Source organism: Streptomyces sp. NPDC002795 (assembly GCF_042888725.1).
Classification (GTDB): domain Bacteria; phylum Actinomycetota; class Actinomycetes; order Streptomycetales; family Streptomycetaceae; genus Streptomyces.
On the sequence record NZ_JBIAQB010000001.1, the window covers coordinates 867,178 to 892,385 of the forward strand.

The window sequence follows — 25,208 nt, forward strand, 5'->3', positions numbered from 1 at the left end:
TCACCCCGTGGAACCCGCGCAGTCCGCCGCGATCTCATCCAGCAGATCGATCAGCGCATGCAGCGCCGGATTCGGGTCGTCCGCGCGCCACGCCAGGGCGAGCGGCAGGGGCGGGATGTCGCGGGCCGGGATGAGGACCACGCCGGGGACCTTGAGGTGGCTGGCGGAGGACGGCACGAAGCCGATGCCCACACCGGCGCCGACCAGCGTCAGGATCGTGTGGGTGTCGGGCGCCTCCTGGACGATGCGCGGGCTCGACCCGTGCGCCAGATAGGCGCTGTGGATCAGTGCCACGATGCCCGCGCCCCGGTTGGTGGGGTGGCTGACGACGGGCTCCTCCAGGATGTCGGACACGCCGGCATCCTGGCGCGTGGCGAGTCGGTGGCCCGCAGGGAGGGCCACCACGATGCCGTGCCGGGTCAGTTCGCGTGCCTGGATGCCGGTGCCCGCGACCGGCAGCCGCATCAGGCCCGCGTCGATCTCGTCGCCGGTGAGCCGTGTCACCAACTCGCCTCCGTACACCGGGCCGTGGATCTCCAGGCGGACGCGCGGGCGGTGTTCGCGGAACTTCCGGGTCATCAGGATCAGCACCTCGTGGGAGGTGGGCCCGCTGAACCCGAGCCGCACCACACCGGTCTGCCCGCTCGCGGCCCGGCGCGCGGCGACCGGCGCCTCCTGCACGGCCCGCAGCGCCCGCCGCGCCTCCGTGAGGAACGCCTCCCCCGCCGCTGTGAGGGCCACCTGCCGCGTGGTGCGGCGCAGCAGCGCGACGCCGACCTCGTGCTCAAGGCGTTTGATCTGCTGGGACAGCGGTGGCTGCGACATCCGCAGACGCTCCGCCGCCCGCCGGAAGTTGAGCTCCTCCGCGACCGTCACGAACGACCGCAGGTGCCGCAATTCCACGTGAACTCCCGTTCCCTCGCAGGTCATCAGTGATTGTGTCGCGCAGCCGAATCAACGGTAGGGAACTTTGGTGTTAGACGAAACCAGTCGGCAGCCATAGCTTCCCTGTGAGCGCGATCACGTTGCATCGACCGGAAGGACGCGACGAGATGCCGAGCACACGACTTCCCGCAGAGGAGAAGATGGCCCGCAAGGCGGGCTGGGCCTCCTACCTTGGCTCGACCATCGAGTGGTACGACTTCTACGTCTACGGCACCGCCTCCGCCCTGGTGTTCGCCCCGCTGTTCTTCGCCGACGTACCCCCGGCGGTCGGCGTACTGCTCTCCTTCGTCACCTTCTGGGTCGGCTTCCTGGCCCGCCCGCTCGGCGCCATCCTCTTCGGCCACCTCGGCGACCGCCTCGGCCGCAAGAAGGCGCTGGTCGCCACGCTGCTGCTGATGGGTGTCAGCACGGTCGGCATCGGGTGTCTCCCGACGTACGGGCAGATCGGTGTGGCCGCGCCGATCCTGCTGACCCTGTTCCGTACGGTGCAGGGCATCGCGCTCGGTGGTGAGTGGGGCGGTTCGGTCCTGATCACGACCGAACACGCCAAGAAGGAACGCGGTTTCATGTTCGCGGCCTTCGCCCAGCAGGGCTCCCCCACGGGCCGCATCCTGGCCACGCTGTCCTTCCTCGCCGTCGGGCGGCTCTCCGACGACGCACTGCTCGCGTGGGCCTGGCGGATCCCGTTCCTGGCCTCCGCCCTGCTGGTGATCATCGGCCTGGTGATCCGGCTCAGCCTGGAGGAGTCCCCGGCGATGGTGTCGCTGCGGGCCGCCGACCAGACCGTGAAGGTGCCGGTCGTCACGCTGTTCCGGGAGCACTCCAAGCTGTTGCTGCTCGGTGTCGGCGCCGCGTTCACCGTCTTCGCCATCGTCTACGCCCGTGACACCTTCGCCCTGTCCTGGGCGACCGGCGAAGTGGGCATGGACCGGCAGGACTTCCTCACCGTCATCCTGGTCGCCAGCATCGTGCAGTTCTTCGTGCAGCCGCTCGGCGCCGTGCTGGCCACCCGCTGGGGCGTCCGCAAGGCCGTCACCGTGATCCTGGCCTGCCAGATCCCGACGATCCCGGTCATGTTCGCCCTCATCGGCACCGGCAGCTTCCCGCTCGCCGTGACCGGCGCGGTCCTCGCGACCATCCCGGACGTCATGTACTACGCGATCATCGCGGGCATGTTCGCCCAGGCCTTCCCGGCCAAGGTCCGCTACACCGGCATCTCCACGGCGTACGGGCTCGCGGGCGTGCTCGGCGGACTGGCGCCGGTCATCCTCCAGTCGCTGCTGTCCGCCTCCGGGACGATCGTGCTCCCGGTCCTGTTCGTGGTCCTCCTCGGAGTCATCTCGCTCGTCGCGGCCCGCGCCTTCCTCACCCTGTCGGCCAGGACCATCGACCAGGAGCAACAGGCCGAGGCGTCGTCCGCTGCCGTCAACTGACCTTCCCCTACTCGTACTTCGTGTCTCGCAGTCCCGAGGAGAAACCGTGCAGCAGCACGCAGCCCACCCCTACACCGACGACGCCCTGAACCCGCTCCACGCCCTCCTGCATCCCCGCTCCATCGCGATCCTCGGCGCCTCCGACACCCCGACGAAGCTGTCGGGACGGCCCGTCGACTACCTCAAGCGGTTCGGGTTCGCGGGCCGGATCCTTCCCGTCAACGCCAAGCGCGATCAGGTGCAGGGCCTGACCGCCTACCGCGGCCTGGACGACATCGACGGGGACATCGACCTCGCCATGATCATGCTGTCGGCCGAGCAGTGTGCCGACGCCGTCCGAGCCTGCGGCCGCCGAGGCATCCCCGCCGCCATCCTGGGCGCCTCCGGTTTCGCCGAAGTCGGCGGCCGTGGCGTGGAGTTGCAGGAGGACCTGAGGGCGGCGATCGCCGAGAGCGGGGTGCGGGTCCTCGGCCCCAACTGCCTCGGCATGATCGCCTCCCGCGAGCGGGCGCTGCCCACCTTCACCTCCGCGCTCGACGAGGACGCCGACCTCGTCGAGGGGCCGATCGCCTTCCTCAGCCAGAGCGGCGCCTTCGGCGGCTTCGTTTTCAACGCCGCCCAGAACCTCGGCATCGGGATATCCCACTACCTCAACACCGGTAACGAGTTGGACCTTTCGGTCGCCGAGCTGGTCGACGGCCTGGTGCGCAGCGACGATACGAAGGTGATCCTCGCCTACCTCGAAGGTGTCACCGGCGGCCGCCGTCTCCTGGACGCCGCCCGGGAGGCGCACGAGCGGGACAAGCCGATCATCGCCGTCAAGGTCGGCCGCTCCGAGGCGGGCGCGCGCGCCGCCCAGTCCCACACGGCCTCGCTCGCCGGTGAGGACGCCGTCTTCGACGGTGCGGTCAGTCAGTACGGCATCCTGCGCGTGGACGGTCCCGAGTCCATGCTGGAGGCCGCCCAGATCTTCTCCACCGGCCGCCGCGCGGCGGGGCGCAGGCTCACCTCGCTGTCCGTCTCCGGCGGCGCGGGCGCCCTGATGGCGGACGCGGCGGCGGGCCACGGCATCGAGGTCCGCGCCTGGGACGAGGAGTGGCAGCGCACCATGGCCGCCGCCATCCCGGTCTACGGGTCCCCGCGCAACCCCGTCGACCTCACCGGCACCCTTGTCGCCGAACCCGACATCCTGCGGCGCTCGTTGAAGGTGGCCGTCGAGCACCCGGGCACCGACATGATCGCCGTGCTCCTGGGCTGCGCGGACAACTGCGCCGACACGCTCATCGAGGCCCTCGACGAGGCGTACCGCTCGACCGAGCGTCCCTTCGTCGTCGTGTGGACGGGCGGCAGCGGCCGTCCCCGCACCCGGCTGCGCGAGCTGGGCATCCCCTGCTACACCGATCCCGCTCAGGCGGCCCGCGCCCTCGGCCTGCTCGCCGACTTCAGCATGCGGCCCGCGCTGCCCGCCCCCGTACGGCCCGCGGACGTCGACACCGAGGCCGCGCGCGCCGTCCTCTCCCGCGCCCGCGCGGAGGGCCGCACCCAGCTCGACGAGTACGAGTCGACGCGGGTCATCGCCGCCTACGGAGTGCGCACCGCCGCCTCGCGACCGGCCGCGACTCCGGATCAAGCCGCAGCCGCGGCCGAGGAGTTGGGCGGGTCCGTCGCCGTGAAGCTGCTGTCCGAGCGGATCGGGCACAAGAGCGACATCGGCGGCGTCCGGCTCGGCCTCGACGGTGCGGACGCCGTGCGCGAGGCGGCCGATGACGTGCTGCGCATCGCCCGTGAGGCGGGTGTGGACGACGCCCGCGTGCTCGTCCAGCGGATGGCCGAAGGCAGCGGCACCGAACTGATCGTCGGCGTCAAGAACGACCCGGTGTTCGGCCCCGTCGTCGTCACCGGGCTCGGCGGCATCCTCGTCGAGGCACTCGCCGACAGCCGGGTCGCCGTCGCCCCCGTCGACCCGGCCGGCGCCCGCCGCATGCTGCTGTCCCTGCGCGGCAGCCGCCTGTTCGGCGAGGTGCGCGGCAAGCCCGCCCGTGATGTCGAGGCCGCCGCCGACACGATCGCCCGCCTGTCCTGGCTGGCCGCCGACCTCGCCGACGAGCTCGCGGAGCTGGACGTCAACCCGCTGCTGCTCGGCGCGGCGGGCGAGGGCGCACTCGCGGTGGACGCACTGGCGCACCTCACCCCTCTCAACTGACCTATCCGGAAAGGAGATTCACGATGGAAGCCGAGGAGTTCGAGGCGGTCGTCGCCGCCGTCCACACCCTCGTACGGGAGAACGTCGTTCCGCGCGAGGACGAGATCGAGGAGACGGACGCCATACCGGAGGACGTCCGCCGCAAGGCCGTCGAGATGGGCCTGTTCGGATACACGCTGCCGGAGGCGTACGGGGGCCTCGGGGCGAGCCTGTCCGAGGACGTCCGGCTCGCCTTCGAGTTCGGGTACACGACACCCGCCTTCCGCTCGATGTTCGGCACCAACAACGGCATCGCCGGCAAGGTCCTCGACAACGCGGGCACCGAGGAGCAGAAGAAGCACTGGCTGCCCCGGCTCGCGGAGGGCGCCGTCGCGTCGTTCGCGCTGACCGAGGCGGAGGCGGGCTCCGACCCTTCGGGCCTGACCACGCGCGCCGTCCGCACGGGCGACGGCTATGTCATCAACGGAAGCAAGCGGTTCATCACCAACGCCCCGCTCGCCGACCTGTTCGTGGTCTTCGCGCGCACCGGCGAGGAGGCGTCCGGGACGACGGGCATCTCGGTGTTCCTCGTCGAGGCGGGTCTTGCGGGCGTCACGGTCGGCCCGAAGGACGCCAAGACCGGGCAGGCGGGCGCCTGGACCGCCGAGGTGTTCTTCGACGACGTACGGGTGGAGAAGGCCGCGCTCGTCGGCGGCGAGGAGGGCGCGGGCTTCGGCACGGCCATGCGGTCCCTCGTACGCGGGCGTGTGCACATCGCAGCGCTGTGCGTCGGGATGGCCGAGCGGATCCTGGAGGAGTCCGTCGCCCACGCGGCGACCAGCAAGCAGGGCGGCCGCCCCATCGGCGAGTTCCAGCTCGTCCAGGGCATGCTCGCCGAGATCCAGACGGGTGTGCTCGCGGGCCGGGCCATGGTCCTCGACGCCGCCGAGAAGTACGACTCCGGCGAGGACGTGAGGATCCGCCCGTCGGCCGCCAAGCTGTTCTGCTCCGAGATGGTCTCCAAGGCCGCCGACCTGGCCGTACAGATCCACGGCGGCATGGGATACATGCGCGGCACCGTCGTCGAGCGCTGCTTCCGCGACGCGCGGCTGTTCCGTATCTACGAGGGGACCAGCGAGATCCAGAAGGTCATCATCGCCAAGCAGCTGCTGCGGGCGGCCCGGTCATGATCGAACCCGCCGTGGACGTGACGTGCGAGGGACCTGTCCACACCCTCACCCTGAACCGGCCCGCCCGCCGCAACGCCCTCGACCTCGCCGACCGGCGCGAACTGCTCGCCGCGCTGCGGGACTCCGAGCGGGATCCGGAGTGCCGGGCGATCGTGCTGACCGGCGCGGGCGAGGTGTTCTGCGCGGGCGGTGACATCCGCTCCATGTCGCAGGACCCGCACGTCGCCCGCGAACGCCTCGCCGTCGTGGGCGACGTGGCCCGCGCCCTGGTGTGCTCGACGAAACCGGTGGTCGCCGCGGTGCGCGGCGGCGCGTACGGCCTTGGCCTCGGGCTCGCCGCCGCCTGCGACCACGTCGTGGCCGCCGAGGACGCCCGGTTCGCGGCCTCCTTCGCCAAGATCGGGCTCACCGCCGACACCGGTCTCAGCTGGAGCCTCGCGCAGCGCGTCGGACCGGCCCGCGCCAAGGAACTCATCCTCTTCGGCGAGGACTTGGACGCCGTCGAGGCGCAACGGATCGGCCTGGTCAGCGAGATCGTCGAGGGCGAGAAGGTGGCCGTGCGGGCGCGGGAGCGGGCCGAGCGGCTCGCCGCCGCGTCCCCCGCCATGGTCGCCGCGACGAAGCGGATCTTCGCCCAGGAGGCGCAGGACCTGGACGCGGTCCTCGACGCGGAGGCCGAGGCGCAGGTCGAACTGCTCGGCGGCGCGGGCTTCTTGGAGGGCCGGGCCGCGTTCCTGGAACGCCGCCGACCGGTCTTCCCGGCCTGAGCCCGCACCACATACCCGTACGGAATGAGAGGAGAGCGCGTGCCTCACCCCACGGCGTCCCGCTCCCGCCCCCTTGAGGGCATGCGGATCGTCGAGTTGTCCAGCTACGTGGCCAGCCCGCTCGGCGGGATGACACTGGCTCAACTGGGCGCCGACGTCATCCGCGTCGAGCCGCTGAACGGCGCGCCGGACCGCACCCGGCACCCGCTCGCCGACAGCGGCACGAGCCTGTACTGGTCCGGACTGAACAAGGGCAAGCGCGCCGTGGAGGTCGACCTGCGCAGCGAGGAGGGGCGCGAGCTCGTCGCGGGCCTGGCCACCGGGGGCGGTCCGGGCGGCGGCATCGTGCTCGCGAACTCCGAGCGCTACCAGGACCTTTCGTACGAGGCCATGGCGGACCGCCGCCCCGACCTGATCCACGTGCTGCTCACGGGCCGCCGGGACGGCTCGGCCGCCGTCGACTACACCGTGCAGGCCGCCACGGGCTTTCCCCAGCTCACCGGCCCGGAAAGCACTCCCGACCCGGTCAACCACCTGATGCCCGCCTGGGACGTGGCCGCCGGGCTCTACCTCGCCGTCGGACTGCTCGCCGCCGAACGGTACCGGCTGCGCACCGGGGAGGGGCAGCAGGTCCGCGTCGCGCTGGAGGACGTGGCTCTGGCGACGGCCGGAAACCTCGGCTACCTCGCGGAGGCCCAGCTCGGCTCGGCCCCGCGCGCCCGTTCCGGGAACTACGTCTACGGCACCTTCGGCCGCGACTTCACCACCGCCGACGGCGGCCGCCTCATGCTCGTCGCCCTCACCGGCCGGCACTGGCAGAGCTTGTTGGCCGCGACCGGGCTCACCGGCGCCGTCGAGGCCGTCGGCCGCGCGCTCGGCGCCGACTTCGCGGACGAGTTCGCGCGCTACACCCACCGCAAGGTCCTCGGCGAACTGCTCGCAGACTGGTTCACGGCACACACCCTCGCCGAGGCCCAGGAGGCACTCGGCCGCACGCGCGTGCTGTGGTCCACGTACCGCAGCTTCGCCGACCTGGCCGCCGACGATGCCCAACTCCTGCGCGAGAACCCGCTGATGGCCCGCGTCGGCCAGGGCGGCATCCCCGCGCACTGGGCGCCCGGCTCCCCCGTCGTCATGGACGACACCCAGTCCCCGCCCGAGCCCTCGCCCACGGTCGGCCAGCACACCGACGATGTTCTCCGCGACGAACTCGGTCTCAGCAAAGCCGAGTTGGAGAAACTCGGCGAGGCGGGCGTCATCCGCCCCCGCCGAGCCGCGCACCCGCACCCCGTCACGACCACAGGAAGCTGAAGAGACTCATGGCACTACTGGCCGACAGGACCGCAGTCATCACGGGCGGCGCCCAGGGCATCGGGCTCGCCATCGCCAGGGCCTACGTCCGCGAGGGCGCGAAGGTCGTGCTCGGCGACCTCAACCTGGACGCCGCCGAGGCCGCCGCCAAGGAACTCGGAGGCCCCGCCGTCGCCCACGCCGTGCGCTGCGACATCACCGAGGCGGCCCAGGTGGACGCCCTGATCCGGGCCGCGATCGACACCTTCGGCTCCCTCGACATCATGGTCAACAACGCCGGTATCACCCGCGATGCCACCATGCGCACCATGACCGAGGACGAGTTCGACCAGGTCATCGACGTCCACCTGAAGGGCACCTGGAACGGCACCCGCAAGGCCGCCGCCGTGATGCGCGAACAGAAGCACGGCGCGATCGTGAACATCTCCTCGCTGTCCGGCAAGGTCGGCATGGTCGGGCAGACCAACTACTCCGCCGCCAAGGCCGGCATCATCGGCCTGTCGAAGGCCGCGGCCAAGGAGATGGCCCACCATGGTGTGCGTGTCAACGCGATCCAGCCGGGCCTGATCCGCAGCGCCATGACCGAGGCGATGCCGCAGAAGGCCTGGGACCAGAAGATGGCCGAGATCCCGATGCGGCGCGCGGGCGAAGTAGAGGAGGTGGCCTCCGTCGCGCTGTTCCTGGCCTCGGACCTGTCCTCGTACATGACCGGCACGGTCCTGGAGGTAACGGGCGGCCGTTTCATGTGAGTTGAACCGTCAGCCCCTACGCGCACCCCTCACCCGGTAAGGAGCACCCATGCGTGAAGCCGTCGTCTGCGAACCCGTCCGCACACCCATCGGCCGCTACGGCGGCATGTTCAAGACGCTGACAGCCGTCGACCTCGGCGTCGCCGCTCTCAAGGGCCTCCTCGATCGCACCGGCCTCAACCCCGAGGCCATCGAGGACGTCATCCTCGGCCACTGCAACGGCAACAGCGAGGCGCCCGCCATCGGCCGTGTCGTCGCCCTGGACGCGGGCCTGCCCGTCACCGTCCCCGGCCTCCACCTCGACCGCCGCTGCGGCTCGGGCCTTCAGGCCGTGCTGTACGCCGCCCAGCAGGTGCAGACCGGCGTGCACGACGTCGTCGTGGCGGGCGGCACGGAGTCCATGAGCAACGCCGCGTTCTACTCCACCGACATGCGCTGGGGCGCGAAGGGCGCCGCCGTCCAACTGCACGACGGCCTCGCGCGCGCCCGCTCCACCGCCGGGGGCCGCCACTACCCGGTGCCCGGCGGCATGTTGGAGACGGCCGAGAACCTGCGCCGCGAGTACGCCATCGGCCGCGAGGAACAGGACCGGCTCGCCCTCGCCTCCCACCAGCGCGCCGTGCGGGCGCAGGCGGACGGTGTCCTCGCCGAGGAGATCGTGCCCGTGACGGTGCCCGGCCGGCGCCGCGGTGACGAGGAAACCGTCATCGACACCGACGAACACCCGCGCGCCGACACGTCGTTGGAGTCCCTGGGCCGTCTCAAGCCGATCCTGCGCCACTCCGACCCGGAGGCCACGGTCACCGCGGGCAACGCGAGCGGGCAGAACGACGCGGCGGCGATGTGTGTGGTCACCACTCCCGAGCGGGCCGAGCGGTTGGGCCTGCGGCCGCTCGTACGTCTGGTGTCGTGGGGTGTGGCGGGTGTGCCGCCGAAGACGATGGGCATCGGCCCCGTCCCGGCGAGCGCCGTCGCCCTCGACCGGGCCGGGCTCACCCTCTCGGACATCGACCTCATCGAGCTCAACGAGGCATTCGCCGCGCAGGCCCTCGCCGTGATGCGCGAGTGGGAGTTCGGCGAGAAGGACCTGGAGCGCACCAACGTGCACGGCTCCGGCATCTCGCTGGGTCACCCGGTCGGCGCGACCGGTGTGCGGATGCTCGGCACGCTGTCGCGCGAACTGGACCGCCGCGAGGCCCGGTACGGCCTGGAGACCATGTGCATCGGCGGCGGGCAGGGCCTGGCGGCCGTCTTCGAGCGGGTGACGTCGTGACCACCGCGCTGGTGCGCGCGACGGCGCTGGTCGAGGCACTGGAGGAGGTGGTCGCCAAGGCCTCCGTTCGCCTCGCCGCGGCCCCCGCGAGTGACGACGACCAGACCGTTCCGTACGACATCGCCTCGGTGTCCTCGGCGGTCGCCGCCGCCCGCCACCTGCTGGACCTGGGCCCGCACAGCGCGGCGGAGGCGGACCTGGCGCTGCTCTTCGCCGCGGACACGGCGGCCGACCTGGCGGGCCGTGCGGCGGGCCGCGAGGCCCTGTGGGGCATCGACGGGACGTCGGCGCTCGACGCGGTCGCCGAGCACGTCGCCGCTGGGCGCGCGCCCGCGCTCCTGGACGCCGTCGCCGAACGCGTCCTGGCGGCCGGTGGTGAGGCGGCAGCGCGCCATCTCTCCGACGAACTGCAGCTGGTGCGCTCCACGTTCCGTGACTTCGCCGAGGCGAAGGTGAAGCCGGTCGCCGACGCCATCCACGCGGGCGACGAGGACATCCCGGACGCGATCGTCGACGGCCTCTCCGAGATGGGCTGCTTCGGCTTGTCGATCCCCGCCGAGTACGGGGGCTTCGCCGAGGGCGGCGCCGACGAGCTGCTGAGCATGGTCGTGGTGACGGAGGAGCTGTCACGGGCCTCGCTCGGCGCGGCGGGCTCGCTGATCACCCGGCCCGAGATCATCGGTACGGCGATCGCGCGCGGTGGCACCGAGGAGCAGCGCCGACGGTGGCTTCCTCTGATCGCGACCGGCGAGAAGCTGTGCGCCGTCGCCGTCACCGAGCCCAATCACGGCTCGGACGTTGGCGGCATCACCACGACCATCGTGCGCGACGGCGACGACTGGGTCCTCAACGGCGTCAAGACGTGGTGCACCTTCGCCGGGCGTGCCAACTACCTTCTGGTACTGGCCCGTTCGCAGCCGGACCGGACGGCGGGCCACCGCGGTCTGTCCCTGTTCGTCGTCGAGAAGCCTTCCTTCCCGGGCCACGAGTGGGAGGTCACGCAGGACGGTGGCGGTTCGGCGTCCGGCCGCGCGATCCGCACGCTCGGCTATCGCGGCATGCATTCGTACGAGGTCACCTTCGACGGTTTCCGCGTTCCGGCGGGCAACCTCATCGGCCTCGACGAGGGGCTTGGCCGTGGCTTCTACCTGCAGATGCAGGCCTTCGCCAACGCCCGCCTTCAGACGGCGGCCCGCGCGGTGGGCGTGATGCAGGCGGCCCTGGAACTGGCAGTGGACCACGCGCGCCAACGCCCCGTCTTCGGCCACCCCCTCACCTCCTTCCAGCTCACTCGGGCCAAGCTGGCGCGCATGGCCGCCCACATCGCGGCCTGCCGCGCGTTCACCGCCACCGCCGCGCGGGCCATCACCGCGGGCGACGGTGTGCTGGCCGCCGCCCAGGTCAAACAGCTGGCCTGCCGGGCGGCGGAGTGGGTCACCCGCGAGGCGCAGCAGCTGCACGGCGGCTACGGGTATGCCGAGGAGTACGCGGTGTCCCGCCTGTTCGTCGACGCCCGTGTCCTGTCGATCTTCGAGGGGGCGGACGAGGTGCTGGCGCTGCGGGTGATCGCGCGGCAGCTGGCGAAGGGAGCGGCGCAGGACACCCCAACCCCTTAAGGACATAGACCGCGCTTATGGGCTCATAGGGAACAAGCGGCTACCGGCCCGCACACCACGGGCCGAAGCTGAGGGCATGACGACAACCGACACGGCAATCAGCGCAGTGCCCGGAGTGGTCAAGCCGACCTCGGGCGAGTTCATGGAGGACACCGGTACCGGACTCGACTTCGGTACGCGGGCGGACCGGATGCCGGGCCATCTGACCCCCAACGACCGCTTCTTCGTCCGCAGTCACTCCCCCACGCCCCGCATCGACGCCGACCAGTGGTCCCTTCGGATCGACGGCGACGCGGTCCGCTCGCCCGTCACGTTCGGCTACGACGATCTGTGGCGGGCGTTTCCGCTGGTGTCCGTCACGCGCACGATCGAGTGCGCGGGCAACCGCCGGGTGCTGTTCGGCCGGCAGCACGGGCAGCGCATCGCCGGTACGCCGTGGGGCCGCGGCGCGGTCAGCACCGCCGAGTGGACCGGCGTACGGCTGCGGGACCTGCTGGAGGCGGCGGGGGTGACCGCGGACGCGCACGATGTCATGCCGGTGGCGCTGGACGAGTGCGGGGCCCGGCGGCCCATGCCGCTGGACAAGGCGATGGCCGACGACACACTCCTGGCCCTGGCCATGAACGGCGAGCCGCTGCCGCCCGACCACGGTTTCCCGGCCCGGGTCGTGGTGTCCGGCTGGCTGGGCGCGGCGAGCATCAAGTGGGTCGGCCGCATCGAGGTGTCGCGTCGCCCGATCCACGTCCCCTGGAACACCGAGGACTACGTCCTCATCGGCCCGGAACACCCTGCGAACGGCCCCGTCCTGGGCACACCCATCAACGAACTCCCGGTGACCAGCCTGGTGGAACTCGACTGGCCCGCACACCTGAAGCCGGAGCCCCAGGTCGTACGAGGACGGTCGTTCGCCGGGGAGCAGCGCATCGCCTCGGTGGCGTACAGCGTCGACCGGGGCCCCTGGCAGGAGGCCCGGCTCACCGGTTCCTCGGAGGCGGGCGCCTGGACGCGCTGGCAGTTCCCGTGGACCCCGGCCCCGGGAGACCACACCCTCTCGGTCCGCGCCACCGACGACACGGGCCGCACCCAGCCGGACCACGTCCCGTGGAACCGGCTGGGCTACCTCAACAACCAGATTCTGGAGCATCCGGTGCGGGTGGCGTCATAGGTGGCTGAGGCACTGCGGGGCGGCTACTTCTTGGGGAGCCAGCGCAGGGCCGCCGCCCCCAGCGCGAGGTGCAGGGCGCTCGCGGTGAACGCCACCAGGTGCAGTCCGGTCAGGAAGGCCGCCTTGGCGTCCGCCGTGGCCGCGGCGTCCGCACCGGCCTTGAGCGTCTCGTCGAGGGTGGGCGCCAGGCCGGGGCCTTGTAGCCGGAAGACCAGGGCGGCCAGCGAGCCGAGGACGGCGATGCCCAGTGCGTTGCCGATCTCGTTGCTGGTCTCGGCGATCGCGCCCGCCGCACCGGCGCGCTCCGCGGGGACCGCGCCGACCGCGGTGTCGGCGACCACCGCGAAGGAGATGCCGTAGCCGACGCCGGCGACGGCCGTCGAGGCGATGTACCAGCCGATGCCGCCGGTGACGGTGGTGGCGAGCAGCGCGAGAAGTCCGGCGGCGACGGCGAAGTGACCGGTGATCAGAACCCGCCGCTTGCCGAGGCGTTCGACGACGGCGGGCACGACCACCGAGGTGACCGTGAGCACGGCCGCTCCGGGGAGGGCGAGCAGGGCGGCCCGCAGGACGCCGATGTCGAGGACGGACTGCAAGTAGACACCGGTCAGGTAGGCGGCGGCCGACCAGGCGGCCAGCGGGAGCAGGCCGGTGATGATCGCGACGGTGAAGACGCGGTCCCGGAAGAGCGAGAAGTCGATCAGTGGCTCGTCGAGCACACGCTGCCGGGACGCGAACCAGCCGAGCAGGGCGACACCCACCGCCATGGAGGCCACCGGCAGCACGGCGAAGCCCTCGGCCGCGAGGTGCTTGAGGCCGTAAATCGTGGACAGCAGACCGGCGGCGGACGCGGCCACACTGGGCACGTCGACCCGGCCCGTCCCCGCGGCCCGCACCTCGCCGAGCAGGACCGGGGCGACGACCAGGAACAGGGCGACGACGGGCAGGTTCACCAGAAACACCGAACCCCACCAGAAGCGCTCCAGGAGCAGTCCGCCCGCGACGGGCCCCACCGCGAAACCGGCGGCGAACGTCGCCGCGAAGATCCCGATCGCCCTCGCCCTCGTCCGTGTGTCGGGAAACAGCTCGCTGAGCACGGCGAGCGCGGAGGGCAGGAGCGTGGCGCCCGCGACACCCATCAACACGCGGAACACGATGAGGAGTTCCGGCGTCGGTGCGAGCGCGGCGGCCGCGGAGGCGAGCCCGAAGACGGCGGTCCCCAGCATCAGCAGGCGCAGTCGCCCGTACCGGTCGCCGATATTGCCGAAGGCGATCAGCAGGGAGCCGACGGCGAAACCGTAGCCGTCGAGGATCCACAGCGCCTGTCCCGCGCTCGGCGCGAGTGCCTGGGACAGGCTCGGCATGGCAAGGAACAGGATTGAACCGTCCATGGAGACCAGGAGGACAGGCCCGAGGACCACGAGAAGGCCGAGCCAGGAGCGCAGGCCCGTGCGGCGGGTCGGTGCCGTGTCCTGCGGGGGTGTCTGTGTCGTCGTCATGGCCATCACGTTGCGCGTCGGTCGCCTTCGGCAGCCATCCCACTGGCGTGGGTACACCTCGCAGGTACACCCTCCGGGCCCCCGTGTCGCTCCTCGACGGCCTACCGTCTGAGACATGGAGAGCATGGGAGCGTTCCTCAAGAACCGCCGTGACCGCGTCACACCCGACGACGTCGGCCTGCGTACGTACGGCACCTCGCGGCGGGTCCCCGGTCTTCGGCGCGAGGAACTCGCCCAGCTCGCGGGGGTCAGCGCCGGCTACTACACGCGGCTTGAGCAGGGGCTCGCCGAGTCCGCATCGGAGCAGGTCCTCGACGCGCTGGCGCGGGTGCTGCGGCTCGACGACGTGGAGTGCGCCCATCTGCACAACCTCGCCCGTCAGTCGGGGCGTTCACGGCTCGTCGAGCCCCCGGACGAGACACCTGACACCCGCGTCCTCGCGCTCCTCGCGGCCATCGACGAGGCCACCCCGGCGGTGATCCTCGGCCGTCGCGGCGACATCCTGGACTGGAACCGCGCCGGGCACGCCCTGTTCGGGCAGGGCTCCGACTTCGACGCGCCCCGGGCCCCGGACCGCCGCCCGTCGGTCGTCCGCGGGTTCTTCCTGGACCCCGAGGCGCGCGACTTCTACCGCAACTGGACCGAGCTCGCCGAGATCCACGTCGGCTATCTGCGGCTCACGGCGGGCCGCTACCCCACCGACGCGCGGCTCGCCGCGCTGCTCGGCGAGATCATGATGGGCAGCGACACCTTCGCCGAGCTGTGGGCCGCGGGCGACGTCCGCGACTGCACGACCGCGCCCATGCACCTCCAGCACCCGCGGGCGGGCGCGCTGGGCGTGACCTACCAGGTCTGGCTCCAGCCCGACAATCCCGACCACCGGGTGGAGCTGTACACCCCCAACGACCCCGGCTCGGCACATGCGTTGCGCGAGCTGCTCGGGTAGCTCGTACCGGGGATTCACGACGAGCCCGACGGGGCCATCGAACACCCGATAGCAGCCCCCTATACCCGGTATTCGCAGATCACCCATTGTTCACCCGCCGTTGGCGGGGCGAAGGTGGCGGTGACGATCCCACCGGCTGCGAAGGAGCAGGGGCATGGCTGTGGCACCGGGCGACACACGATTCGAAGTGGCGGGGCATCTGACGGAGAATCACATCGGGGGGCAGTGGGTCGCGGCGCAGTCGGGGCAGCGGCGCCCCGATGTGAACCCGGCCGACTTCTCCGATGTGCTGGGCGAGTTCGCGGAGTCCGGCGGCGCCGATGTGGACCTCGCGGTCGAGGAGGCCCGGCGCGCGCTCGACGACTGGCGCGGCATCGGGCCCATCAAGCGGGCGGCGTTCATGATGAAGGCGCTGCGCGTCCTGGAGCGGCGCTCGCAGGAACTGGCGTACGCGATCACGCGCGAGCAGGGGAAGTTGCTCAAGGAGGCCACCGGTGAGGTCCAACGGGCCATGGCGGTCCTGGAGTTCACGGCCGGGCAGGCCCGGCTGCTCGGCGGGGTCACCGCCCCGGCCGAGGAGGAGCGTACGTTCGCGTACACCTTCCGCAAGGCGATCGGCGTGGTGGGGCTGATAGCGCCGTGGAACTTCCCCCTCGCCATCCCGATGTGGAAGGTGGCGCCCGCGCTGCTCGCCGGCTGCACCGCGATCCTCAAGCCGTCGCCGCTGACGCCGCTGACCTCGGCGCTGCTGGTCGATGTCTTCCACGAGGCGGGGCTCCCGGACGGGGTGCTCAACCTGGTGCAGGGCGACGCGGCGGCCGGTGAGGCGCTCGTCGCCAATCCGGCGGTCGCCGGCATCAGCTTCACCGGCTCGCTGCCCGTCGGCACGGCGATCCACACGGGCGGCGCCGGCCGGCTGCTGCGTACCCAGCTCGAACTCGGCGGCAAGAACGCGGTCGTGGTGTGCGACGACGCCGATCTCGACAAGGCCGTCGACGCCGTCGTGCACGGGGCGTTCGGCCAGGCGGGGCAGCGGTGTTCGGCGACCAGCCGGGCCGTCGTCGACGTACGGGTGCGCGAGGAGTTCCTGGAGCGGCTCGTCGCCCGGGTCGCGCATCTGCGGGTGGGTCCCGGCTTCGACGCGGCTTCCGAACTGTGCCCGGTGGTGGACCCCGCACGGCTCGACGCGGCGCTCGCCGCGATCGCGGGCGCGCAGCGGGACGGCGGCAAGGTGGTGTGCGGTGGCGGCCGCGAGGAGCGCCCGGATCTGGCGGAGGGCTGTTATGTGCAGCCGACCGTGATCCGGGACGTGCCGTGGGACGCGGAGCTGGCCCAGGAAGAGGTGTTCGGTCCCGTGCTCGCGGTGGTCGACGCCGAGGACTTCGACGACGCGCTGCGGATCGCGAACTCGGTGAAGTACGGCATGTCCGGGACCGTGTTCACCGCGTCGCAGACCCGGGCGTTCGAGGCCCTCGATCGCTTCGAGGCCGGGATGCTGCACGTCAACCGGCCCGGTGTCGGCGCGTACGCGCATCTGCCGCACGTAGGTGACAAGGCCAGCCAGTACGGTCCGCCGGAGTGCTCGCCGGAGGTCTTCGACTTCTATACGGCGTGGCACTCGGCCTGCATCTCGTACTGAGGCAATGAGTCGCTGTACGCGGCGGAAGGGCCGGCCCCTGCGGGAGGGGCCGGCCCTTTCGCCGTGTACCCGCCTCAGCGCGTCGCCAGTGTCTCCTCGGCCAGGCCGAACGAGAGCGTCATGCCCGCCCCGCTGACCCCGTTGACGACGGTGACTCCGGGCTCGGGGTCGACCACCAGCTCGGTGCGGCCGTCGCGCAGCGAGGGGTAGAAGCCGACCCAGCGCTCGGTGACCTCCGCCTCCGGCGGGAGTGCGGCGAAGGTGTCCAGGTACTCCAGGACCGCGTCGTCCACCGCGCCGTCCGCGAACGGGTCGAGCGTGGGCCCGTAGGCGTGCGAGTCGCCGAGCGTGATGCGTCCGTCCGCCGTCTGCGACACGAGCACGTGGATGCCGTGCTCGCGGTGAAACGGCCGCTGTGCGCCCATCCGTTCGGCCAGTGCGGCCTGCGAGGGGCAGCCGTCGAACGCCGCGTAGTGGAGCAGGGTGAGGCCGCCGCAGAGCATCGGGCCGAGTGCCCGGCCGCCGGCGAGCGGGGCGGTCCGCATCATCTGGAGCTTGCAGCGGGTGAGACCGCTGTCGGCGAACACCTCCGGGTACAGCGAGGCGAAGTCGTTGCCGGAACACACGAAGACCTGTGCGCAGTCCCAGTCGCCGCCGGTGGTGGAGACGGTGGGCATCGATATGCCGCGTACGTGGGTGCCGAAGCGGAACTCGACGCCGTACTCGGCGGCCAGGTACTCGGCGACGGCCGGGATCGCCCGGCGCGGGTCGACGTTGACCTCCGTCGGACTCCACATCGCGGCGCGCAGGCCGTCCCGGCGTACGAACCCGGAGCGTTCCGCCGCCTCCTCCGCGGTGATCATCCGGGCGCCCCGGTCCCGGGCCGCGTCGCTGAGCTGCAGGAACTCCTCCAGGACCGCGACCTCGTCCGGATGCGTGGCCAGATGGAGCGAGCCGCTCTCGGGCGCCCACAGGCCGGTCTTCGCGGCGACCTCCAGCCACACCTCGCGGCTGCGCAGCGCCCGCTCGTACACCTTGCCGCGCTGCTGGCCGACGGACCAGATCATCCCGAAGTTGCGGATCGAGGCACCCACCGCGAAGTCGTCGCGCTCGAAGACGACGACCTTGCGGCCCCGGCGTGCGGCGGCGAGTGCGTGGGCGAGCCCGACGATTCCGGCTCCGACGACGACGGTGTCCGCGTGCTGACGGTTCATGTGTGTCTGCCTTTCAACGGGAGTTGGTGTCACTGCGCGTCGGCCGTGCGCGGGCGGCGGTTCCAGTGCGGGACCATGACCGCGCCCGCCAGCGCGGCGGCGATGGCGAAGATGAGGAACAGGGCGGAGCCCGAGAGGAATCCGGGGAGCAGGCCGCCGAGGATCGCGCCGACCGAGCCGCAGCCGTTGACCAGGCCCGCTGTGGTGCCCGCGGCGTCCTCGGTGCCGAAGTCCACCGCCGCGACACACGAGATCATCGAGTCGGCGGCGTACACGGAGAGCCCGATCACGGCGAGCAGCGCGACCATGACACCGACGCTGTCGGTCGCGGTGAGCGGGATGAACAGGCCGAGGACCACGGTCAGCAGGGCCAGCGACAGGACGCACGCGGGCACCCGGCGGGACTGGAAGACCTTGTCCGAGACCCAGCCCACGGCGATCGGCGCGACCACGCCCGCGGCGCCGAAGGCGATCGGGATGACCGTGGCACCCACCTTGCCGACGTCGGGAAGCCGCTGGCTGACGAGCACCGGGCCCCACAGCAGGATGGCGTAACGGGCCGGTTTGAGCAGGAAATAGGCGGCGCCCAGGGTGAGCACCATGGGGTCGCGCAGGGTCTTGCGGTACAGGGCGAGGCCGCCTCCGCGCCGCTTCTTGTCGGCGGCCGGGCCCGAACTCGCCTTCTGCTCGGGCGCGTTGCGCTGGAACAGGACGAAGAGCACGAGGACGACCGCGAGTGTCGCGGAACCGCAGAAGAACGCCGCGTGCCAGCTGTCGAAGACGGAGTACGCCAGCCAGCCGAGGAACGGGGGCGCGGCGAGGCCGCCGAACGCGTAGTTGGTGGACCAGAATCCGAGCACCCTGCCGCGTTCGGCGACCGGGAAGAACGAGCCCATGTTCTTGCACAGCGGCGCCCAGCCGGCCGACTGCGACAGGCCCTGGATCACCATGGCGCCGCCGAAGACGAGCAGCTCGGTGGAGGCACCCATCAGCAGGCCCGCGCCGATCGCGCCGACCATGCCGGTGATGACGACGACGCGCGGGCCGAACCGGTCGGACCACGCTCCCCACACGAACTGCCCGATGGCGTACGCGGCGAGGTAGACCGCGTCGATGACACCGAGGACACGTTCGTTGAGTGTGTGGGAGAGGACTGGATCGTCCAGGATGCCCAGCTTGGCGACGGAGAACGCCTGCCGGACGAAGTAGAAGCCCGCGTACGCGATCCAGGTGACCGCGAAGATCTGCCAGCGCAGCCGGGGGCTCACCAGCTGCGGATGGACGGTGCGTTGGGCCTCGCGGGTGGTGACTGGTGGATCGTTGGCTGGAGGATCGTTGCCTGGTGGGTCGCTGACTGGTGGGTCGGTTTCGGCCATGGGGAGTCCCATCCTCGGCGGATCCGGATATGGCACGGCCCCGGCGCGCACCTCGGCGGCGCGCCGGGGCCGGAGTTCAGATACCGACTGCCCCTGCTGCGGTCAGGCGGAGAGCGACTCCCCCGCCGCCGCGTGGCAGCCGATCCAGTAGGCGTCGAAATTGCGCAGCCGGTGTCCGGCCGGGAGCTCGACGGGCCGGTTGACCAGGACCGGAACGCGCTGTTCGGTCAGTCCGCCGTGCGAGCGCAACGGCTCCTTGAAGCCGGAGATGTCGTGGCGGGCCGCGGTCGTGCCGAGCACGGTGTTGCGCTCGGCGATGACGACGAGGTCACCGATCCGGTCGCCGGGCAGTTCGAAGCGCGCGCACGCCTGCTCGCGGGTGAGCACGGCGTCGACGCCTTCGACCGCGGCGAGTCGCTCGCGCAGTGTGTCCCGGTCCGCGCCGTCCGGCAGGTGCACGGTCGCGTAGGAGCCGAGGGCGCCGTGGTGGACGGTGTACGGGTCGGTGATCGGCAGGATGACCCGGCTGGCGCCTTCGCCGGTCGCCGCGTCGAACCAGTCGGACAGGAAGACGACCCGCGCCTCGCCTTCGGCGTCGGACTTGGCGTTCATGCCGTGGTCGGCGGTGACGACGAGGACGGCGCCGAGCGCATCGATCCGCTCGAAGTAGCGGTCCAGCATGGCGTAGAAGCGGTTGGCGACCGGGGAGCCGGGGGCGTGCTTGTGCTGGATGTAGTCGGTCAGGGACAGGTACATGAGGTCGGTCCTGTCGCGTGCCAGCACATCGCAGCCCGCGGCCATCACCAGTTCGCTCAGCTCCGCGCTGTACACGGAGGGCAGTTCGAAGCCGGTGGACTCCAGGACCTTCTCGATGCCGTTGTCGGCGAGCGTGACCTGGTCGGCCTTCTCGGCGGAGAAGCAGATGCCGCCTTCGGCGAGCCCGCTGCCCAGCAGGCGGCGCAGCTTGTCCTTGGCGGTGATGACGGCGACCTTGGCGCCGGTCTGCGAGAAGGCGGCGAAGAGGGTGGGCGCGCGCAGCAGTTCGGGCGCGTTCATCATGACTTCCTCGCCGGCCTCGGCGTCGTAGAAGTAGTTGCCGCAGATGCCGTGGACGGCCGGTGGCACGCCCGTGGCGATGGAGAGGTTGTTGGGGTTGGTGAAGGAGGGCATCGTGCAGGCGCCGCGCAGATCGCTGCCGCGCGCCAGCATGGACTCGGTGAACGGCATCAGGCCGTCCGCGATGGCACGTTCGTGGTAGGCGTCCTCGCTGCCGTCGATGCAGACGACGACGACCGGACGGCCGGGGCGCGGGTAGCCCCGCCCGTTCACGGTGAGCCGGCCGTCGGCGGAGGTCTGCGATGTGGTGCCGGCGACAGGATTCATGTACGTCCACCCCTGTTGGTCGTAGGTGCGGGAGCCGTGGTGCGTCCCTCGGATCCATGGGTACCACCGGCGTTCCGGGGTGCAGAACCACGAAGTTCGCTATGGCCGCCATAGCCCGGCGGGCCCGGACGATGGTGTGCGCCGGTGCTGTCCGACCGGTCCGCGGGCCTGTCCGGCTGATCAGTAGTGGGCTACGCTCGCAGCCCTATGGAGCTCAACCTGCACCGTTTGTGGATCTTCCTGAAGGTCGTGGAGCACCAGGGGTTCTCCGCCGCCGCGCACGAGCTGTACATGAGCCAGCCCTCGGTCTCCAACCAGGTACGTCGCCTTGAGCAGACGCTGAAGGTGACACTGGTGGACCGTTCGGGGGCGCGGGCCCGGCCGACGGCGGAGGGCGAGGTGCTCGCCGCGTACGCCAAGCGTGTCTTCCTGCTGGCGGACGAGGCGGTGGCGGCGGTGCAGCAGGTGTCGTCGCTGGAGCACGGCCGGCTGATGGTGGGTGGCTCGACGACGGTCGGTACGTATCTCCTGCCGGCGCTGCTCGCCCGGTTCCGGGAGCGGTATCCCGGCGTGGAGTGCGATGTGTTCGTCGGCAACAACCGTGCCGTGGCCGAGCGCCTGCTGGCCGGTGACATCGGCATCGCGGTGGTGGCGGGCGGGCCTGCCGCGACGGCTCAGCTTTTGGTCGAGCCGGTGCTGGAGGAACGCCTCGTCCTGGTGGCCCGCACCGGCCATCCGCTCGCCGGTCGCACGGGGACGCTGGAGCCACGGCTCCTCGCGGGCGAGTGCTTCCTGATGCGCGAACCCGGCTCGCACACCCGCACCGAACAGGAGCGGGTCCTGGAGTCGTGGGGCATCTCGGAGACGGTGTCCCGGTCCGACGTATGGGGCCCGGAGGCGGTCAAGCAGTGTGTCGGGGCCGGGCTCGGTGTCGCCCTCATCTCCGAGCACGCGGTCGTGGACGATGTGGAACGCTCCGGCGCCCTCACCATCCTGCCCGTGCACCCCGAACCGGGGCCCCGCCCCGTCTCCCTTGCCCGCCGCCGCGACCGCCTCCTCTCCCCGGCGGAGCGCGCCTTCGTCCAGCTGCTCCGCTCGCCGGACGGGAGCTGGCCGCGTGAACTTGGCCACGTCGACGAGTAGTTGGGCAGTGGTGCGTACTGGTCACCCGACCCGGTGCACGATCTTCGCCCCCGAGGCCAGGCGCCGCGCGTTGTCCGCCGCGATCGCCACGCAGCGGTCCAGTGTCTCGGCGGTGAGCCAGGCCAGATGGGGTGTCACGACCACGTTGGGCAGGGCGAGCAGCGGGTTGTCGGGGGCGACCGGTTCCTGGGCGAACACGTCGAGCCCGGCCGCAGCGAGGTGTCCTGTCCGCAGCGCGGCGGTGAGCGCCGGCTCGTCGACGAGGCCGCCACGAGCCGTGTTGACGAGTACGGCGCCCGGTTTCATCAGTCCGATGCGGCGGGAGTCGAGCAGCCCTTCGGTGTGTTCCGTGAGCGGCAGGTGCAGCGATACGACATCGGACTCGGCGAGCAGTGCCTCCAGGGGACGCCAGGGTGTCTCCCCCGGGTCCGCCTCCGCGGCGGCGCCCCCGGACCGGTCGTGTCGCAGGACCTGGGCGCCGAGCGCCGTGAGTACCGGGGCGAGGCGGCGGGCGACCTGCCCGTAGCCGATCAACCCGACGGTACGGCCGCCGAGTTCCCCCAGGTGCTCGGCCTGCGCGGTCTCCAGCGGCCAGCCGCGGCCCGCCCGGGTGTCCGCGTCGAGCGGGACCACGCGGCGGAGCGCGGCGAGCATCAGCGCGAGGGTGGCCTCGGTGACCGCCTGGGCGTTGGCTCCGGGCATGTTGGCGACGGCCACGTTCCGCGTACGGGCTTCATCCAGGTCGATCGTGTTGACTCCGGAGCCGAGTTTCTGGATCAGGCGCAGTTGGGGCGCGCGCTCCAGGTCGGTGGCGGTGACGGGCCGCAGGACGTGCCAGAGCACCTCGGTGTCGGGCAGGAGCTCGGCGAGCCGTGCCTCGTCGTCCTCGGCACACCAGCGCACGTCGAGTCCGTCGAGGTGGCGGGAGAGCCGGGCACGGAGGGCGGGCGGTGGGTCAAGGTGGGCGAGGATCCTGAGGGGGGCGCCTCCTGTGTTCTCGGTCGCGTTCGGGGTGCTCATGCCGGGCCTCCGTCCAGGCCGAGTCCCGACCGGCCGACGAAGTGCGCGTCAGTGCCCAACGCCTCCTCGATGCGCAGCAGTTCGTTCCATTTGGCGGTGCGTTCGCCCCGGGTCACGGAGCCGACCTTGACGCCGCCGCTGCCCCAGCCGACGGCGAGGTGCGCGACGGCGACGTCCTCCGTCTCGCCGGAGCGGGCGGACACGACGGCGGTCAGTCCGCGGGCGTGGGCCGCGTCGAGGGCGGCGCGGGCCCGGGTGAGAGTGCCGGCCTGGTTGGGTTTGACCAGGACGGCCGTGCAGGCTTTCGTGTCGGCCGCGGTGTGCACGCGGGCGGCGTCGGTGACCAGGAAGTCGTCGCCGATGACCTGGACGCGGCCCGCCACTTCGGCGGTGAGCGCGGCCATACCGACGGGGTCGTCCTCCGCGAAGGGGTCCTCGATGGAGACGACCGGGTACCGGTCGAGCCAGCCGAGCAGCACCTCGCACCAGCCGTCGCGGTCGAAGTGGCGGTCCTCGCGGCGCAGCAGGTATCCGCCGGCGCCGTCGGCGAGTTGGGTGGCCGCGATGTCGAGGGAGATGCCGATCTCGTCGCCCGGGGTGCGGCCCGCGGCCTCGATGGCTTCGGTGAGGGCCGACAGTGCCGCCTCGTTGGAGTCGAAGGCGGGCCACCAGCCGCCCTCGTCGGCGACTCCGGCGCGGGCGCCCCGCCGGTCGAGGATGTCCCCGGCGGCGCGGTAGACGTCGTTGCACCACGCGTAGGCCTCGGCGAAGGAACCGGCGCCGTGCGGGACGACCATGAGGTCCTGTACGTCGAGGCGGCCGTGCGCGTGGGCGCCGCCGCCGAAGATCTGGACCTCGGGGAGCGGGAGGCGGCGGGCCGCCGGGTTCAGGGCGCGCCACAACGGCAGACCGGACGCGGCCGCGGCGGCCTGGGCGACGGCCAGCGAGGTGGCGACGGCCGCGTTGCCACCGAGGTGGGAGAAGCCCGGGGTGCCGTCGGCCGCTTCGAGCGCGGCGTCGGCGCCCGCCTGGTCGGCGGCGTCAACTCCCTTGAGGGCGGCGGCGATCGGCCCGTTGACCCGTTCGATGGCCCGGCCCACGCCGTATCCGCCGTGCGCGGGCCCGCCGTCGCGCAGGTCGACGGCCTCTCCGGATCCGGTGGAGGCGCCGGCGGGTGCGAGGGCGCGGCCCACCGAGCCGTCCCCGGTCCGTACGACGACTTCGACGGTGGGCCGGCCGCGCGAGTCCCATCGGGGGTGCCCCGTCACGGCGGAGATGCTGGTCAGGGGTGAGGGGTGGATCACGCGGGGCGCTCCTCGGTTTCGGTCGACATCATCCAGCGGTCGACGAGTTCGGTGGTGTCTGCGGGCGGGAGACGCAGGAGCGGGACGGCGGCGCGGCGCACTTGCGGCCGTCCGTGGTCCTCGGTGAGGTATTCGACCGGGGAGAGTCCGTCCACCCGGGCGAGCGCGAGGGCGGGCTGGAGGGCGGCGGCGCGGCGGTCGAGGTCCGCCGGGTCCTCCCAGTCGACGCCGCCGAGGTATCCGGTGCGCAGCGCCGTCGCCGCGCGGACGAGGGCGGCGCGGTGTTCCGGATGCCGTATCGCCTTCAGCAGCAGGTGGTTGAGGCAGAACGCGAGGTCGAAGGCGGGGTCTCCGGGCGAGGCGCACTCCGCGTCGAGCAGGATCGGCCCGCCTGGACCCACCACGATGTTCTTCGGGCTGACGTCGCCGTGCACGACGGTGTACGCGGCCTGCTCCAGGCCGACCGCGAGTTCCTCCAACCGGCTTCCCAGGTCTGGGTGGTGACGGGCTGTCGCCCGAAGGTAGGGGTCGACGCGCAGCGCGGTGAACAGGGGCCGGGCCTTCTCCCACGCACCGAGGTCGTACCCGCCGGCGGCAGCGGAGGCGGCGTGCACGGCGACGAGCCGACGGCCGACCTCGGCCGCGGTGCACGCGTCGACACGCCCCTCCATCAACTGCTGTTTCCACAGGGTGTGTTGACCGGGATCGAGCCAGCCGAGCACCAGCACCTGCCCAGCTTCGTCGAAGCCGCGGACCGGGCAGGCCGCGCCGTCCGGCAGCACGTCGGCCGCGAGCCGCAGCCAGCGTGCCTCCCAGTGCGTCCGCTCCGTGGAGACCCGCCACTCCCCCGCGACACGCAGCCGCTCCAGCGGATATTTTACGCAGAAGGTGCCTCGGGAGTCCGGAAGGTCGATACGCCACACGTCGCACGACACACCACCGGTGAGCGGCCGCCCGATGACCGGCTCGCCGGCGTCGACGAGCCCGAGCCGCACCAATGCGTCCAGCAGGGTGTCCGGTGGGACGTCCACCGGGGTGCCGTTCGTCATCCGC

20 protein-coding genes are annotated in these 25,208 nt (G+C 71.9%); 12 read left to right on the forward strand and 8 right to left on the reverse strand.

Translation table 11 applies throughout. The features are described 5' to 3' along the window. On the reverse strand, window positions 1-903 hold the full coding sequence (locus ACFYWS_RS03795) for a LysR substrate-binding domain-containing protein (protein ID WP_389269141.1): 903 nt from the start codon (window positions 901-903) through the stop codon (window positions 1-3). A 149-nt stretch (window positions 904-1,052) separates the two neighbouring features. On the opposite strand from ACFYWS_RS03795, the gene ACFYWS_RS03800 reads away from it, so the two are divergent. The 9 genes from ACFYWS_RS03800 to ACFYWS_RS03840 all read left to right on the forward strand — a co-directional run bounded on the left by ACFYWS_RS03800 (window position 1,053) and on the right by ACFYWS_RS03840 (window position 12,631). Further along, complete coding sequence (locus ACFYWS_RS03800) at window positions 1,053-2,378, forward strand: MFS transporter (RefSeq protein WP_389269143.1); 1,326 nt, start codon at window positions 1,053-1,055, stop codon at window positions 2,376-2,378. A 46-nt stretch (window positions 2,379-2,424) separates the two neighbouring features. Then, window positions 2,425-4,581: an acetate--CoA ligase family protein gene (locus ACFYWS_RS03805; RefSeq protein WP_389269145.1), complete on the forward strand. Its 2,157-nt coding sequence runs from the start codon at window positions 2,425-2,427 to the stop codon at window positions 4,579-4,581. A 23-nt stretch (window positions 4,582-4,604) separates the two neighbouring features. Then, the gene (locus ACFYWS_RS03810) at window positions 4,605-5,750 is read left to right on the forward strand and encodes an acyl-CoA dehydrogenase family protein (protein WP_389269147.1); all 1,146 of its coding nucleotides are present in this window, start codon (window positions 4,605-4,607) and stop codon (window positions 5,748-5,750) included. Then, a complete protein-coding gene (locus ACFYWS_RS03815; RefSeq protein ID WP_389269149.1) occupies window positions 5,747-6,517 on the forward strand; it encodes an enoyl-CoA hydratase/isomerase family protein in 771 nt (256 codons plus the stop codon). Before ACFYWS_RS03810 ends, ACFYWS_RS03815 begins: the two co-directional genes overlap by 4 nt. Window positions 6,518-6,556: 39 nt before the next feature. Further along, entirely contained in the window at window positions 6,557-7,828 is a 1,272-nt protein-coding gene (locus ACFYWS_RS03820; protein WP_389269151.1) for a CoA transferase, read from the forward strand. Between the two features lie 8 nt (window positions 7,829-7,836). After that, window positions 7,837-8,577: a 3-oxoacyl-ACP reductase FabG gene (gene fabG / locus ACFYWS_RS03825; protein ID WP_389269153.1), complete on the forward strand. Its 741-nt coding sequence runs from the start codon at window positions 7,837-7,839 to the stop codon at window positions 8,575-8,577. Window positions 8,578-8,626: 49 nt separating this feature from the next. Then, complete coding sequence (locus ACFYWS_RS03830; protein WP_389269155.1) at window positions 8,627-9,850, forward strand: acetyl-CoA C-acetyltransferase; 1,224 nt, start codon at window positions 8,627-8,629, stop codon at window positions 9,848-9,850. Further along, window positions 9,847-11,466, forward strand: coding sequence for an acyl-CoA dehydrogenase family protein (locus tag ACFYWS_RS03835; protein ID WP_389269157.1), 1,620 nt, complete (start codon window positions 9,847-9,849; stop codon window positions 11,464-11,466). Before ACFYWS_RS03830 ends, ACFYWS_RS03835 begins: the two co-directional genes overlap by 4 nt. Window positions 11,467-11,542: 76 nt before the next feature. Then, window positions 11,543-12,631 carry a sulfite oxidase gene (locus ACFYWS_RS03840; RefSeq protein ID WP_389269159.1) on the forward strand — a complete coding sequence of 363 codons (1,089 nt, stop codon included), beginning with the start codon at window positions 11,543-11,545 and terminating at the stop codon, window positions 12,629-12,631. Window positions 12,632-12,654: 23 nt separating this feature from the next. Here the strand turns inward: ACFYWS_RS03840 and ACFYWS_RS03845 are convergent, their stop codons facing one another. Continuing rightward, window positions 12,655-14,136: an MFS transporter gene (locus ACFYWS_RS03845; protein ID WP_389269161.1), complete on the reverse strand. Its 1,482-nt coding sequence runs from the start codon at window positions 14,134-14,136 to the stop codon at window positions 12,655-12,657. A 109-nt stretch (window positions 14,137-14,245) separates the two neighbouring features. On the opposite strand from ACFYWS_RS03845, the gene ACFYWS_RS03850 reads away from it, so the two are divergent. Continuing rightward, entirely contained in the window at window positions 14,246-15,076 is an 831-nt protein-coding gene (locus ACFYWS_RS03850) for a helix-turn-helix transcriptional regulator (RefSeq protein WP_389269163.1), read from the forward strand. Window positions 15,077-15,230: 154 nt separating this feature from the next. Further along, entirely contained in the window at window positions 15,231-16,715 is a 1,485-nt protein-coding gene (locus ACFYWS_RS03855) for an aldehyde dehydrogenase family protein (RefSeq protein WP_389269165.1), read from the forward strand. Between the two features lie 74 nt (window positions 16,716-16,789). On the opposite strand, the gene ACFYWS_RS03860 is transcribed toward ACFYWS_RS03855, so the two are convergent. The 3 genes from ACFYWS_RS03860 to phnA form a co-directional block, all read right to left on the reverse strand. Next, window positions 16,790-17,929: a TIGR03364 family FAD-dependent oxidoreductase gene (locus tag ACFYWS_RS03860; RefSeq protein WP_389269167.1), complete on the reverse strand. Its 1,140-nt coding sequence runs from the start codon at window positions 17,927-17,929 to the stop codon at window positions 16,790-16,792. 29 nt (window positions 17,930-17,958) lie between these two features. Next, window positions 17,959-19,305 (reverse strand): MFS transporter, encoded by a 1,347-nt coding sequence (locus ACFYWS_RS03865; protein WP_389269169.1) that lies wholly within the window; start codon window positions 19,303-19,305, stop codon window positions 17,959-17,961. 102 nt (window positions 19,306-19,407) lie between these two features. Next, on the reverse strand, window positions 19,408-20,688 hold the full coding sequence (gene phnA / locus ACFYWS_RS03870; protein ID WP_389269171.1) for a phosphonoacetate hydrolase: 1,281 nt from the start codon (window positions 20,686-20,688) through the stop codon (window positions 19,408-19,410). A 207-nt stretch (window positions 20,689-20,895) separates the two neighbouring features. On the opposite strand from phnA, the gene ACFYWS_RS03875 reads away from it, so the two are divergent. Continuing rightward, complete coding sequence (locus ACFYWS_RS03875) at window positions 20,896-21,831, forward strand: LysR substrate-binding domain-containing protein (protein WP_389269173.1); 936 nt, start codon at window positions 20,896-20,898, stop codon at window positions 21,829-21,831. Between the two features lie 21 nt (window positions 21,832-21,852). On the opposite strand, the gene ACFYWS_RS03880 is transcribed toward ACFYWS_RS03875, so the two are convergent. From ACFYWS_RS03880 to ACFYWS_RS03890, 3 genes are read right to left on the reverse strand one after another with little or no spacing between them, the layout of a single operon-like run. Continuing rightward, on the reverse strand, window positions 21,853-22,851 hold the full coding sequence (locus ACFYWS_RS03880; RefSeq protein WP_389269175.1) for an NAD(P)-dependent oxidoreductase: 999 nt from the start codon (window positions 22,849-22,851) through the stop codon (window positions 21,853-21,855). Further along, entirely contained in the window at window positions 22,848-24,155 is a 1,308-nt protein-coding gene (locus tag ACFYWS_RS03885; RefSeq protein WP_389269177.1) for an enolase C-terminal domain-like protein, read from the reverse strand. Before ACFYWS_RS03885 ends, ACFYWS_RS03880 begins: the two co-directional genes overlap by 4 nt. Next, window positions 24,152-25,204 carry a phosphotransferase family protein gene (locus tag ACFYWS_RS03890; RefSeq protein WP_389269179.1) on the reverse strand — a complete coding sequence of 351 codons (1,053 nt, stop codon included), beginning with the start codon at window positions 25,202-25,204 and terminating at the stop codon, window positions 24,152-24,154. The genes ACFYWS_RS03885 and ACFYWS_RS03890 overlap by 4 nt, the downstream gene beginning before the upstream one ends. Between the last annotated feature and the right edge of the window lie 4 nt (window positions 25,205-25,208).